The sequence below is a fragment of the Tardiphaga sp. 768_D3_N2_1 genome (genome assembly GCF_052076105.1).
GTDB lineage: Bacteria > Pseudomonadota > Alphaproteobacteria > Rhizobiales > Xanthobacteraceae > Tardiphaga.
This window is the reverse complement of record NZ_CP197245.1, coordinates 2687352-2700426: the sequence shown is the minus strand read 5'-3', so window position 1 is coordinate 2700426 and position 13075 is coordinate 2687352. Positions and strand designations below refer to the sequence as shown.

Here is a 13075-nt window from a genome sequence, read left to right as displayed (position 1 = left end):
CCTGATCGCCGTTTGAAACGCGGCGGTCATCTCCCTGCGGTGATGACCCCTGTGCACAGCTCGCCGTCAGCAGCACCATTTCCAAATGAAGCTGCCGCATGGAGGTCCAATTCGGAGAGCGGAACGGGCCGACCGAACAGAAAGCCCTGGACGAGGTCTACGCCTGCAGCTTGCAGATATTCAAATTGCTCTTCGGTCTCGACACCCTCGGCCGTCGTTGCGATGTCAAGTCCGCGGGCCAGCGCAAGCACTGAGGACACCACCGCTGCGCAATCGCGACGATTGGGAGCGCCTTGTGCGAAGGACTTGTCGATCTTGATTCTGTCGAACGGGAAATTGGTCAAATAACTCGCCGTTGAATAACCAGTGCCGAAATCATCGAGCGCCATGGAGATTCCGAGATTCTTCAGCTGCCGTATCGTCCCGAGATGCGCCGTCGCGTTCTCAAGAAGAGCTGTCTCCGTAACTTCCAACTCCAGCCGTTCAGGCGAAAGACCCGTCTCCATCAGAGTATCCAGCATGATGTCGAGCAGTTTTCCTTTGCTCACTTGAACCGCAGAGATGTTGACCGTGATCTTGAGGTGAGCCGGCCACGACGCTGCATCCGTGCAAGCCTGGTGCAGGATCCACTCGCCAAGGGGAAGGATCAGCCCCGTCGCTTCCGCGAGCGGAATAAATTGATCGGGAGCGATGAGCCCTTTCGACGGATGCCGCCAGCGGACCAGCGCCTCGGCGCCGCGGATCTGCCGCGTCTTGGCGTCAACCACCGGCTGATAGTGCACCTCGAATTCATTTCGCGCGATCGCGTCCCGCAGTTCGTTTGCCAATATCTTCTGCGAGTGAGCAGCCTCGATCATTTCGGACTGGAACAGGCGGAAATCATTTCGCCCGCCCGTCTTGGCGTCGTAGAGCGCGAGATCCGCTTTTCTCAACAGGTCCTCGGGATCGACGCCCTGTTCCGGAGCGAGGGCAATTCCAATGCTGATCCCGACACTGGCCTGGTGGCCGTTGAGATCAAATGGCTGAGCAATGGCATCGATGATCCTGAGGGCAAGCACGATTGCACCCTCCTGCGAATTGGGGCCACTGTCCTGGATGATCGCAAACTCGTCACCCCCAAGGCGGGCCAGTACATCGGTTTCGCGAGTCGATGATTTCAGCCGTTGAGCGAACTCAACAAGCAAACGATCCCCAGCGGGATGTCCCAGCGTGTCATTGACGGTCTTGAATCTATCGAGGTCGAGCATGACCACGGCAAAGCCACCGTCATGGCGGCCAAGACGCTTGCTCGCCTCCTCAAGTTTCTCGGTAAACAGTGTTCGGTTGGCAAGTCCCGTAAGCGCATCGTGACGCGCCAGGTGGACGATCTCGGCCTCTGCGCGCCGCCGTTCAGTGATATCTTCGTGCGTTGCAACCCAGCCGCCGTCCTTCATCGGCTGTCGGGTGACGAGTATCAATCGCCCATCCGCAAGTTCATCGACCCTGGCCGAGCTTGAATCGGTCGAATGCTGGCCCAATTCAGCTATCTTTTTCCTGATGGCTGGTTCGCTCGTCCCGCCCTTGAGAATGCCACGAGAGACGCGATCGGCGATGATAGCCTCATGAGGCGTCCCGACTTTCAATAAAGCCGCAGGCAACTGGTATAATTCCGCATAACGATCATTCCAGACAACGAGCCGTTTCGCTCCGTCGAACATGCAGAGACCCTGCGACATGTTGCTTAGCGCAATGTCGAAGCGTTCGTTCGTCTGCTCCAACTCCACAGCTTTCGTGGCCAGCAATTGCTCCCTGTGTTTTTGCGCAGTGACATCTTCATGAGTCGCCAGCCACCCCTCGTTCGGCATCAGATGGCGCGTCATCGAAATGAGACGCCCGTCGACAAGCTCCTGGACCTCTTTCTCCAGTTTCAGCTTGACGTCGACAAGAACGTCCGCAGCCATTTCGCAATTTGTCCTCTTCGCCCGGCGGTATTCAATAATTTGCCGCAGCGTTGTTCCCGGCTTCACCTGTTCTTCGCTGAGGTGATAGATTTCCGCATAGCGCGCATTTGAAAGAATGATCCTCTGCTCCCCGTCAAATAGCGAAAGACCCTGCGACATGTTGTTCATCGCGGCGTCGAAACGCATATTGATCCGCTCGAGTTCAGCCGCTTTATCAGTCAATAATCGCTGTGCGCGCTTCTGCTCGGTGATGTCTTCATGGGTTGCGACCCATCCGCCATCCGCAATCGGCCTGCGTTGAATTAAAATCACGCGACCGTCGGCAGACATAAAAATCTGCTTTTGCTTCGTCGGAATTTCCTGAATATCCCCGTCGACGGACAAATCGTGCTTTCCGCGATCTTTGAGGGCCTGCAGCATGCGAGACAAGGGTGTTCCGGGCCTAACGAGTTCTTCCGGGAAGCCGTACATCTCGCGGAAGCGCCCGTTCGAAACCACGAGATTCTTGTTCGCGTCAAACAGGCAGAGCCCCAGCGACATGTTGCTCAAGGCAGCATCGAACTGCATGTTCGTTCGTTCCAGAATCCTTGTTTTCACAGCAAGACTATTTGTCTGGCGTAAGATCCGAAACGTGCCGAGCAAGATGACGGCAACGATCATCGCGACGAGCGGGCCCACCATGTAAAGGTGCTGGCGCCACGGTCCCAGCACCTCGCTGCGGGCGTATGTGATGGTCAAGACCAGTGGCAGTCCGGGCACAGCCTTGTATCCCACGAGGCGCGCGATGCCGTCGATAACGCCTATCGTCTCGTACGAGCCCGATTCCGATTTTGGCAGATATTCGGAGATGAGCGGGCTATCCGCGAAAGATTTTCCGATGGCTCCTTTTATCGCGGGCTCTCGCGCAAGAACCCGCCCCGTGCCCGCGCGATGCAGCAACAGCACGGATCCGCCCTTGCCGACATCGATCGCGCGATAGACCTGCGTGAAATGGGTCGGGTCGAGCGGGGCAGTTACAACTCCTGCGAAGCTGCCGTCGGCATTGCTTAACCGGCGCGACGCAGCCGACAACCATTTGTCGGTGACAGCCGAGGGATAGGGTGGCGAAATAAACAGCCGGCCATCGGCCTGATCGCGTTGAGCGGTGAAGTGCAACATGTCGGAGATATTGCTTCGCGGCGGCGTGCGATCGTAGGAATGCGCCAGAAGGTTACCGGCGGCATCCGTCCAGCCGACGGCAACGACGATCGATGAGGCTTTCTTGAGAAGACGCAAGGCGGTATTTGCAGCTTCGGGCGTTGCGTACTTTCCCGAAAGATGATCTTCGCGAATTCTCTCGGCTTCGAGCAGTGTTCGATCGATCCCCTCAAAGGTCAGCGCCGTGTGTTCGGCGAGAATCCCGGCGATATTCAGTGCCGTTTTTTTTGCCTCAGAGAGTGCTGCATGATGGCGCGCCTGCAGATCCACCAGAAACACAACGATGATCGACGTCGCAAAGAAGACGCCCAGCACAACCAATGAAAATCCTGGCAGCCGGGCCAGCCTTCCATAGAACGCGCGCATGAAGCGTCCATGTAGTCGTTACAAATGAAACAACTGAAATTCCGGATTTCAGCGTGGATTACGAACCTTAATAATAGGTTGGAAATATTGGCATTACTGTATGCGGCGAGGCAAAGGATTATATTGCACTGCGTACGCCGGAAATGCGGCGTCGCGAGATACTAATACCTGTTGCTGGTTGATCGCCATCTATGAACGTTAGTCGCACGTACTTGTAAGTAATAGATACAACTTTAAACAGCGCCGTTTCCAGCGGCCTGTTGTTTGAAAATCTCCTGTTGACGCTTTTCGGGATCCGAGACGATGTCCTGTTTGAGCCTGCAATTCGCGGGGATAGCGGACATACTTACCGCGATTTGTGAGTACACGCTCTAGATCAGCGCCACCCCCGACAGCACCATGCTTGCGCCTGCCAGAAGCATGATCCCGTCCATGACCAGGCGGAACGTCTCGACGCTTAGTTTCAGCACGTAGCGTTTGGCGATGAAGGCGCCGGCCATCAGTGAGGCGCCTGCGATCAGGCCTTTCATAAGCACGTCGAGATCGAGCGCGCCAAACCGTTGGAAGGTGACCGACTTGCTGAGATAGAGGCCGAGCGAACTCGCGGCTTCGGTGGCGAGGAAGGCGCCCTTGGCGAGGCCGTAAAACAGAAACAGCGGCACGCTGAGTGGCCCGCTGGAGACGACGATGCCGGTGAGATAGCCGATGATCGCGCCGCCAAGCGCGAGTTGCCACAGGCTGATGGTGAAGGAGTGCCGCGCCAGCCAGTGGCGCAGTGGCACCATGGCAATGAAGAACAGTCCGATGGTGAGATCGACAACATGCGACGGCAGCACCAGCAGCGTGCGGGCTCCGAGCGCCGCCGCTGGAATGCCGGTGAGCGAATAGGCGGCGGTGGCGCGCCAGTCGACCTCGCGCCACCAGGCGAGGATGCGCGACAGGTTGGCCATTACGGCGGCGACCGCCATGATCGGCACGGCTTGCTTCGGGTCGAACTGCCAGACCAGTACCGGCATCAGCATGATCGATGAGCCGGTGCCGACGATCCCGGAAATGGTGCCGGCGATCAGGCCGACTGTGCAGACGAAGATGAAGTTCAAGGCGCGACTCTCCCAGCGCGGGACGTTACAAGAGCGCTCCAGTCGTGTAGGTGCAACCGATCCGACGGGAGAGGGCGATGCCAGTCACAAGAATTGTCACCGGAGAATGGGCGCGGGGCCGCGAGATCGAGGTCATCGAGGCCGTGCAGTCGGCGATGCTGGCGGCGCTCAAAATTCCCGACTGGGACCGCGACGTGACGGTGGACATCTATAGCGAGACGCAGCGCATCGTTCCGACCGGGCGCTCGCAGCGTTTCACACGGGTCGAGATCGCGATGTTCGCCGGCCGCTCCATCGAGGCCAAGCGCAGCCTCTACAAGACGATCGTGCAGAACCTTGCGACGCTCGGCGTTCCGGAACTCGAGATCAAGATTGTCCTGAACGAGCAGCCTTTGGAGAACTGGGGCGTGCGCGGCGGCCTGCCAGCCTCCGAGATCGAACTTCGCTTCAAAGTGGACGTCTAGGACGTCGCGGCGGTGCCGTCGCCACCCTTGTAGACCCGCAGGTAGCGCCGGCCGAGGCTGGTCAGCACCTCATAGGCGATGGTGCCGTAGTGATGCGCGAGTTCGTCGACAGTGATGCCGTCGCCGATCAGCGTTGCCAGATGGCCACGGCGGGCAGCGTTGTGGGGCAGGTCGGTGATATCCACCGCGAGCAGATCCATGGAGATACGGCCGGCGATCTGGCAGCGCTGGCCGGCGATGATGACCTCGGCGCCGCGGGTGCCGTCGCTGCTGCCGGCAGCGCGGAAATAGCCGTCGGCATAACCAGCCGCAATGATCGCAAGTCTGGTCGGACGCCGTGCGGTCCAGGTGGCGCCGTAGCCGACGCTGTCACCGCGCTCGACGCTGCGGGTCTGCAGGATGCGCACCTTGAGATCGACCACGGGTGCCATCGGATTGTCGGCTTCCGGCGTGGGATTGACACCGTAGAGTGCGGCGCCCGGACGCGTCAGATCGAACTGATAGGCCGCGCCGAGATAGATGCCCGACGAATTCGCGAGGGATGCAGGCACGCCGGAGAACAGTGAGGAAGCCTCGCGGAAACTGGAATATTGCCGGGCATTCATCGGATTGTGCAGTTGTTCGGCGCAGGCGAGGTGGCTCATCACCAGCGTGAAGCCGTGATCACCGGAACCGAGGCGCGGGATCAGACCCCGGACATCGACCAGGCTGAGGCCGAGCCGGTTCATGCCGGTGTCGATATGCACGGCCGCGCCGCCCTTCCAGCCGGTGCGGCGGCAAAATATGTCCCATTCGGCGAGTTCGTTGAGATCGCCGATCACGGGCTGCACATTGATGGCAGCCAGCGCATCGCCGGAATTGGGTGGGAAGCCGTTCAGCAGATAGATCGCCGCATCGGGCGCGGCGGCGCGCGCGGCGCGGGCTTCGTCGAAGGTCGCAACGAAGAAGGTCTTGCAGCCGGCCTTCGCCAGCGCACCTACGACCGGTGTGATGCCGCAGCCATAGGCGTCGGCCTTCACCGCGGCGCCGCATTCGGCAGGAACGCCGTGCTTCTCCAGCTTGCGCCAGTTGGCGACGATAGCGTCGAGATCGATGGTCAGGACGCCGCTGGCGTCTGCAGGCAGCTCGTTGCCGGCCTGAGTTGTCGGTTTCGGGTCCGTGACGGTGTTCATCGCAACTTCCTGACGCGCAATGACGTGCGCATCACTCCTCAGGGGCGCGGAACTGGGAGCCGCCGGCGAGATCGCTGAAGCGCGTGAACTGGCCTTCGAACTGCAGATCGACGGTGCCGGTGGGGCCGTGACGCTGCTTGGCGATAATGACTTCGGCCTTACCATGCGCAAGATCCATATCGAGCTGCCATTTCTCGTGCTCGGGCGTGCCGGCCCGTGGCTCCTTGGCCTGCAGGTAGTATTCCTCGCGATAGACGAAGACGACCACGTCGGCGTCCTGTTCGATCGATCCGGATTCACGCAGGTCGGAGAGCTGCGGATGCTTGTCTTCGCGATTTTCGACCTGACGCGAGAGCTGCGACAGGGCCACCACCGGGCAGTTCAATTCCTTCGCCAGCGCCTTGAGGCTGGTGGTGATCTCGGTGACTTCCTGCACGCGGTTGTCCGAGCGCTTGCCAGAGCCCTGCAGCAGCTGGATGTAGTCCACCATGATGACGTCGAGGCCCTTTTGCCGCTTCAGGCGGCGGGCACGGGCGGTGAGCTGCGAAATCGACAGGCCACCGGTTTCGTCGACATAGAGTGGCAGGTTCTGCAGCTTGATCGTGTAGTCGCGGATCTTGTCGAATTCGGCTTGCGTGATGCCGCCGCGGCGGATCGCACTCGATGAAATTTCGGTCTGCTCGGCCAGAATACGCGTGGCGAGCTGTTCGGCCGACATTTCGCAGGAGAAGAAGCCGACGACGCCGCCATTGATGGTCTTCATGCTGCCGTCGGGCTGCACTTCGGACTGGTAGGCCGCGGCGATGTTGTAGGCGATGTTGGTGGCGAGCGAGGTCTTGCCCATGCCGGGACGGCCGGCGAGCACGAGGAGGTCAGAGCGCTGCAGGCCGCCCATGCGGGCATCGAGGTCGCGCAGGCCGGTGGAGATGCCGGACAGCTTGCCGTCGCGCTGATAGGCGTTGGCCGCCATGTCCAGCGCAGTGGTCATCGCCTGGGAGAAGCGCTGGAAGCCGCCGTCATAGCGGCCGGCTTCGGCCAGTTCATACAGCCGGCGCTCGGCATCCTCGATCTGGGCGCGGGGGGCGAAGTCCACCGGTGCGTCATAAGCGACGTTGACCATGTCCTCGCCGACATTGATCAGCTGGCGGCGGATCGCCAGTTCATAGATCGTGCGGCCGTAATCCTGCGCATTGATGATGGTGGTCGCTTCGGCGGCGAGGCGGGCGAGATACTGGCCCACGGTCATGCCGCCCAGGTCCGTATCGGTCGGCAGGAAGGTCTTCAGCGTCACCGGGGTGGCGATCTTGCCGGCGCGTACGATGCTGGCGGCCGTCTCGAAGATCGTCTGGTGGATCGGCTCGAAGAAATGCTCGGCCTTGAGGAAGTCCGAGACCCGGTAGAACGCGTCGTTATTGACCAGGATCGCGCCCAGCACACCCTGTTCCGCCTCGATATTGTGCGGTGCCGTCCGATAGGCCGGCGTGCCCGCCTCGGGAGTGAGCTTGAGAACGTTCGAATCGAATGCGGCCATGGTCTTTATTGGGTCTTCTGAATTGGGCGGATGAACGGCGTCGTGACGCGCGGCGTTGGACTAAGCGCTTCGCCCGCGGCGAACGAAAGGATGCGGTCAGGCCTTATGCACGATTCCCACATCGGGCCGGCGGGATTTGCGCCTGAACCAAGCATTGCGCTTGACGCCTCGGTGGCAGCAAGGGGGAGGGTCTGAATCATTGCTTAAGGAACCCGGAAAAATTGGCGCCCGCGCCTGAACCTGATGGCGATCTCTCGCACTTATAAGAGAGCCAGCCGTTGGCAGGGACGGCGCTGCCGGAACCTCAAGGGGAGCCGGGCGTTGGCTTCAGAGCGAATAAGAGGCGAAGGATAAATCCATGGGCCAGCGTCACCCACATCCCGATGCCGGAACCGACGGTTCTGCGTGGTTGTCCACGCTGATCGACACGTTCGAGCGCACCGCGCAGCTTGAAAATGTGCCATGCGATACGAAAGCGCTCTCCGCCGCCAAAGCGCACCTCCAGCGCCCCGCCATTTTGCGGCCGCGGCCTGTTTTGCGCCGCCGGCAAGCGACGCTCCTATTCCAGCACTAGACCAGCCTATTCGCCGGCAATCTGCAGACGCGGTTGCTGGGTCCTTTCCCTGGCTCGAAGCCGCTCTTCTTCCTGACCTATATAATCTCGCGTGAAGGGCACCACGTCCTGACGCTTGGTGAGCTGGATCTGGAAGTTCATCACGTTCTGCATGCGAAACGACATTTCGGACGCCGCCAGATAAAACTCCCACATCCGCGCGAAGCGCTCGTCATAGAGTCGTACGGCTTCCTCGCGTCGTGCCATGAAGCGCTCGCGCCATGCCTTGAGTGTCTCGGCATAATGCAGCCGCAGGATCTCGATGTCGGAAACCAGCAACCCGGCCCGTTCGATCGCCGGGAGAACTTCCGACAAAGCAGGGATGTAGCCGCCGGGGAAAATATACTTGGCGACCCATGGATTGGTGATGCCCGGTCCTTCGGGCCGGCCGATCGAATGCAGAACCATGACGCCGTCAGTGGTCAGCAGTTCGGCGCAACGCTTGAAGAACGTGTCGTAGTGATCGACGCCGACATGCTCGAACATGCCGACCGAAACTATGCGGTGGAACGGACCAGGCACGTCGCGATAGTCTTGAAGCAGGAATTTCGCCCGGTCAGCGAGGTTTTTCTCGACGGCACGAGCTTTGGCCACCTGAAGCTGCTCGGTCGAGAGCGTAACACCGGTGACATTGGCTCCGGTCATCTCTGCCAGATAGAGCCCAAGCCCGCCCCAGCCGGAGCCGATGTCGAGCACCCGTTGGCCTTTTTCGATGAGCATCTTGGCCGCGAGGTGGCGCTTCTTGGCGAGCTGGGCATCGTCCAGGGTCGCATCCGGTCCTTCGAAATAGGCGCAGCTATATTGCTTGTCGGCATCCAGAAACAACGAGTAGAGCCGGGCGTCGAGATCGTAGTGATGGGCAACGTTGTTGCGCGAGCGCTTGCGGGGATTGAACTGTTGGGCGTGGCGCAGGATGTAGCGGAGCCACCATTGCAGCTTGGCCCAGCGGGGCGCCATGTCAGGCTGGTTCAGGGCGACGGCGAGCAGGTCGGCAATGGTGCCGCGCTCCATAATGAGGAGCCCGTCCATGAATATCTCGCCGAGTGCCAGTTCGGGATCGAGAAGTAGTCGGCGTTGGGCGGCTTTGGTGACGAAGCGGGCGGAGACGGGAGGGCCGGATCCATCACCGAACGTGAATTGTTGGCCAGAGGCGGTGGTGAAGGTTATGGTCCCCCGCCGAATGTACTGACTCAAGAAGAAACGCAACAGACGGTCCATGGATATCACCCCAATGATCCGATCACGCGCAAACCGAACCAGCAGCGTAACTTCCCGCTGTGCACGAGATCAACTGTCTCCTTAGCTCTCAGGTAGATGATAGTAGTGGTGCACCGCCTGTGCCAATGCGCACGCTGCAATGCGGCCATCCCGATTGTTCCGATCACATCGTTGCGATATGTCGATGCTTCCATTCACGTCACAATCGGATACAAGGTGATCCGCGTGATTAAGCCAGCCACATCAGGAGATTGAAATGTTGAGCCGAGCGCTCAGTTTAGCGACGGTGATGCTCCTGATTAGCTTCGCGGCAGTCCCGGTACAGGCCCAAAATCTTGAAGCCGGAAAGTCACCCTCCCAGATTTTCGCAGGCGGCTGTGCCGTCTGCCATAAAAGTCCGCGCGGGCTGTTGAAGACCGTGGCGCCCGGTGCGCTGCCGACCTTCCTGCGCCAGCACTACACCACAAGTACAGATATGGCGGCGTCGATGGCCGCTTATGTCGTGTCCAACGGGGCGGCCGACCGCCGCCCTGCCGGGGATAACCTGACGCGTCAGGGCCGTGAGCTCTCGACCGAGCAGAAGCCAGCCCCGGCCGATGCCAGGCCCGGTGCTGCGCCGCCGGAGGCAACGCCACCCGGCCGCCGGCTACGCCCGCAGGAGGCCGCGAAGCCCGATGCCGATGTTGCGCCAGCTCAGGCCGAGCCTGGCACGCGCCAGGGCCGCAATGCCAAGCGGCAGGCACGACCGACGGCAGAGAATCCAGATGCCAGGCCGGATGCGGCGAAGCCTGCGGACGCGCCGTCGCCTGCTGCCGCGGAGGCGGAGCGTCCTGCACAGAAGCAGAAGCTCGGGAAGAAGGGCCGCCGCCATCAGGAAGAGCCGCCGAAGGCCGAACCTGTGAAGGACGAGCCCAAGGTCGAACCCAAGACTGAGCCGAAGGCTGAGCCAAGGCCGGAGCCTGCCAGGACCGAGCCTGCCAGGACTGAGCCCGCGGCGAAGCCCGCTGAAGAAAGCAAACCCGAGGCGAAGCCCGAAGCCAAGCCTGAGACGCCTCCACTTCGTTCGGATCCCGTTCCGTCGGTTACGCCGGCACCGAAGGCGCCTGAAGGTGAAAGCCGTCCGGTGCCAGCCGAGCCCGCGCCTCCTGCGCCGGCAGCCCCTGCGTCTCCGCCCGCAGCAGCACCGACTCCCGCACCTGTGGCTCCTGCGTCTCCGCCTGCAGCGGTGCCGACCCCGGCACCTGCAGCTCCAACGCCTCCGCCAGCCGCAGCTCCGCCAGCGCCGGCCCCTGCAGCCCCGGCACCTGCAGCTTCACCGGCTCCTGCTGCGCCGCCGCCACCGCCTCCGGCGTCTGCTGCACCACCGGCGCCTCCTGCCTCGTCAGGCCCGCCGTTGCCGCCAATCTCGCAGTAGACCATCAGTCGCCGTTCGAACGACCGAACAAAAAAAGCCCGGCCAGATTGGCCGGGCTTTTCTCGTTTGAGCAGAAGCTCTCGCGGATGGGATCAGCCGTTGTCTTCTTCGGCGTTGCCCTGTGCGTCGGGATCGAAGAACTCGCCGGCGGCGGCGAGAGCCTCGGCGGCTGCGTCCTGATCTTCCTGACGGCTCGAGATGTCTTCGCCGCGGTTGATGCGCTCGGCTTCGTCGGCCGAACGGGCAACGGTGACGCTGACGCTGACTTCGACTTCCGGATGCACGGCGATCGAGATCGCGTGCTGGCCGATGGTCTTGATCGGCGCGTCGAGCAGAACCTGGCTGCGGGCGAAGGTGACGCCATCGGCTTCGAAGGTCGCGATGATGTCGCGCACCGACACCGAGCCGAACAGCTGGCCGGTTTCCGATGCCTGACGGATGACGACGACGTTGCGGCCGTCGATCTTCTCGGCAACCTTGGTGGCTTCCGCCTTGGCCTTGATGTTGTTGGCTTCGAGATCAGCCTTCATGCCGTCGTACTTGGCGCGGTTGTCGGCGGTGGCGCGCAGCGCCTTGCCACGCTTCAGCAGAAAGTTGCGGCCGTAGCCGTCCTTGACGCGGACGACTTCGCCCATCTGGCCGAGCTTGGCGACGCGTTCGAGCAAAATGACTTCCATGATCGTTCTCCTTTAAATGTTGAGTAGGTGTTGAGGTAAGTTGGTCAGACCACCGTCGATGACGGTGGCCTGCGTGCGAGAAAACGTTGGCGAAATCCGAAGAAGGCATCGGCGAGGCCGAGGCCAACCATGGTGAGGATCGGCCAGCCGAGGACGAGCACCATGGCGTAGGTCAGGCCGAGCACCATCACACGGCTCTTCATGCCCATGGTCAGCGTATGCAGCGCAGCGAAGCCGGTGAGGGCATAGGCCATCATCAGCGCCGAGGTGACGATCTGCGAAAAGATGCCGACAATGCCGCCCATGAAGGACAGCGCGATGGCCAGACACAGCGCGACCATCGTCATCGGCGGCAACGCTGCGGATTTCAGTTCGGGCCACGGCCGATTCAGCCGTCCCGATGTTACGGTGATGCGGCCGGCAAGCCAGAGATTGAGCGTCAGCGTCATGATCGCGACGATGGCGGCCGCCGCCGGAGCGATCGTCACCAGCGCATTGATGACCTGTTCAGAGTCGCCAGCACCGCCGCGCGATCCCAGGATGCGTGTCAAAGCGCGTCGCAGCGATGAGACGATGGTGTCGCCATCAGTGCCAAGAGTCAGTAGTGCGCCCATGGTGGTGAAAGCGGCGAAACCTGCCGTCCATAGCAGTATGCGGCCGACCGGATACCATTCGACCACGGGCGGCGTTGTGGCGGCGCCATTTGCGCCGGGCACTTCCGCAACAACGGGGCGGCCAAGCAACGCCAGATGTCCGAGCCACCAGGCGGGCAGCGCCACGGTGAAGACGAAGGCGGCGAGATAAGGCATGCCGAACAGCAGGCCGAGGGAGGTGGCGGCCGCGATGCCGCCGATGGCAGCGGTGGTCGGGCCCCAGCCGAGACCAGCCACCATCAATGGCAGCGGCGCGAGATAGAACAGCAAAAGGGAAATCAACGCGCCCGAAATGATCGAGGCGAACATCAGCGCTGAGGCAGCGCCGGCGGCAAACGCGATGAGAAGACTTGCGATCATCAGCTGTCCCGCCCCCTTCGAGCGGTTAGAGGCTCTAAGCCCCAACCATCGGCGACCGGACGACCCGGAAGCCTTATGAGAAATAGAAACGACCGGCGGCGCGAGGCCGCCGGCCGAAAACCGCCTTAGCGGATAACGTAGGGCAGCAGGCCGAGGAAACGCGAGCGCTTGATGGCGCGGGCGAGTTCACGCTGCTTCTTGGCGGAGACGGCAGTGATGCGGCTCGGCACGATCTTGCCGCGCTCGGAGACGTAACGCATCAGCAACTTGGAATCCTTGTAGTCGATCTTCGGCGCGTTCGGACCCGTGAACGGGCAGGTCTTGCGGCGGCGGAAAAACGGACGACGTGCACCAGCTTCAGCCATTATTC

General features: G+C 61.4%; 11 protein-coding genes. 3 read left to right on the top strand and 8 right to left on the bottom strand.

The genetic code is table 11. The features are described from left to right. Positions 1-26 precede the first annotated feature (26 nt). The gene (locus AB8A27_RS12500; protein ID WP_441242181.1) at positions 27-3503 is read right to left on the bottom strand and encodes a bifunctional diguanylate cyclase/phosphodiesterase; all 3477 of its coding nucleotides are present in this window, start codon (positions 3501-3503) and stop codon (positions 27-29) included. Between the two features lie 371 nt (positions 3504-3874). Further along, on the bottom strand, positions 3875-4603 hold the full coding sequence (locus AB8A27_RS12495; RefSeq protein WP_441242180.1) for a sulfite exporter TauE/SafE family protein: 729 nt from the start codon (positions 4601-4603) through the stop codon (positions 3875-3877). 77 nt (positions 4604-4680) lie between these two features. Here AB8A27_RS12495 and AB8A27_RS12490 point away from each other — a divergent pair, with 77 nt between their 5' ends. Next, positions 4681-5067, top strand: coding sequence for a tautomerase family protein (locus AB8A27_RS12490; protein ID WP_441242179.1), 387 nt, complete (start codon positions 4681-4683; stop codon positions 5065-5067). Here AB8A27_RS12490 and alr read toward each other — a convergent pair. After that, positions 5064-6239 carry an alanine racemase gene (gene alr, locus AB8A27_RS12485; protein ID WP_441242178.1) on the bottom strand — a complete coding sequence of 392 codons (1176 nt, stop codon included), beginning with the start codon at positions 6237-6239 and terminating at the stop codon, positions 5064-5066. The genes AB8A27_RS12490 and alr overlap by 4 nt on opposite strands. A gap of 31 nt (positions 6240-6270) precedes the next feature. Continuing rightward, positions 6271-7770, bottom strand: a complete 1500-nt coding sequence (locus tag AB8A27_RS12480; protein WP_092143987.1) for a replicative DNA helicase — start codon at positions 7768-7770, stop codon at positions 6271-6273. A gap of 358 nt (positions 7771-8128) precedes the next feature. On the opposite strand from AB8A27_RS12480, the gene AB8A27_RS12475 reads away from it, so the two are divergent. Next, positions 8129-8344 (top strand): hypothetical protein, encoded by a 216-nt coding sequence (locus tag AB8A27_RS12475; protein WP_441242177.1) that lies wholly within the window; start codon positions 8129-8131, stop codon positions 8342-8344. A 6-nt stretch (positions 8345-8350) separates the two neighbouring features. On the opposite strand, the gene AB8A27_RS12470 is transcribed toward AB8A27_RS12475, so the two are convergent. Continuing rightward, positions 8351-9601 carry a class I SAM-dependent methyltransferase gene (locus AB8A27_RS12470; RefSeq protein ID WP_441242176.1) on the bottom strand — a complete coding sequence of 417 codons (1251 nt, stop codon included), beginning with the start codon at positions 9599-9601 and terminating at the stop codon, positions 8351-8353. A gap of 289 nt (positions 9602-9890) precedes the next feature. On the opposite strand from AB8A27_RS12470, the gene AB8A27_RS12465 reads away from it, so the two are divergent. Beyond that, positions 9891-11015, top strand: coding sequence for a hypothetical protein (locus AB8A27_RS12465; protein WP_441242175.1), 1125 nt, complete (start codon positions 9891-9893; stop codon positions 11013-11015). 92 nt (positions 11016-11107) lie between these two features. Here the strand turns inward: AB8A27_RS12465 and rplI are convergent, their stop codons facing one another. From rplI to rpsR, 3 genes are all read right to left on the bottom strand, one after another. Next, the gene (gene rplI / locus AB8A27_RS12460) at positions 11108-11692 is read right to left on the bottom strand and encodes a 50S ribosomal protein L9 (protein WP_092143978.1); all 585 of its coding nucleotides are present in this window, start codon (positions 11690-11692) and stop codon (positions 11108-11110) included. A 44-nt stretch (positions 11693-11736) separates the two neighbouring features. Continuing rightward, the gene (locus tag AB8A27_RS12455; protein ID WP_441242174.1) at positions 11737-12705 is read right to left on the bottom strand and encodes a hypothetical protein; all 969 of its coding nucleotides are present in this window, start codon (positions 12703-12705) and stop codon (positions 11737-11739) included. A gap of 125 nt (positions 12706-12830) precedes the next feature. Beyond that, entirely contained in the window at positions 12831-13070 is a 240-nt protein-coding gene (gene rpsR / locus AB8A27_RS12450; protein WP_002711478.1) for a 30S ribosomal protein S18, read from the bottom strand. Positions 13071-13075 lie beyond the last annotated feature (5 nt).

Bases quoted from the DNA above. Each gene is read 5' to 3' on its own strand.
- AB8A27_RS12475 (WP_441242177.1), top strand. From the start codon at position 8,129: ATGGGCCAGCGTCACCCACATCCCGATGCCGGAACCGACGGTTCTGCG.
- AB8A27_RS12470 (WP_441242176.1), bottom strand. From the start codon at position 9,601: ATGGACCGTCTGTTGCGTTTCTTCTTGAGTCAGTACATTCGGCGGGGG.
- AB8A27_RS12500 (WP_441242181.1), bottom strand. From the start codon at position 3,503: ATGCGCGCGTTCTATGGAAGGCTGGCCCGGCTGCCAGGATTTTCATTG.
- AB8A27_RS12455 (WP_441242174.1), bottom strand. From the start codon at position 12,705: ATGATCGCAAGTCTTCTCATCGCGTTTGCCGCCGGCGCTGCCTCAGCG.
- rplI (WP_092143978.1), bottom strand. From the start codon at position 11,692: ATGGAAGTCATTTTGCTCGAACGCGTCGCCAAGCTCGGCCAGATGGGC.
- rpsR (WP_002711478.1), bottom strand. From the start codon at position 13,070: ATGGCTGAAGCTGGTGCACGTCGTCCGTTTTTCCGCCGCCGCAAGACC.
- AB8A27_RS12465 (WP_441242175.1), top strand. From the start codon at position 9,891: ATGCTCCTGATTAGCTTCGCGGCAGTCCCGGTACAGGCCCAAAATCTT.
- alr (WP_441242178.1), bottom strand. From the start codon at position 6,239: ATGAACACCGTCACGGACCCGAAACCGACAACTCAGGCCGGCAACGAG.
- AB8A27_RS12480 (WP_092143987.1), bottom strand. From the start codon at position 7,770: ATGGCCGCATTCGATTCGAACGTTCTCAAGCTCACTCCCGAGGCGGGC.
- AB8A27_RS12490 (WP_441242179.1), top strand. From the start codon at position 4,681: ATGCCAGTCACAAGAATTGTCACCGGAGAATGGGCGCGGGGCCGCGAG.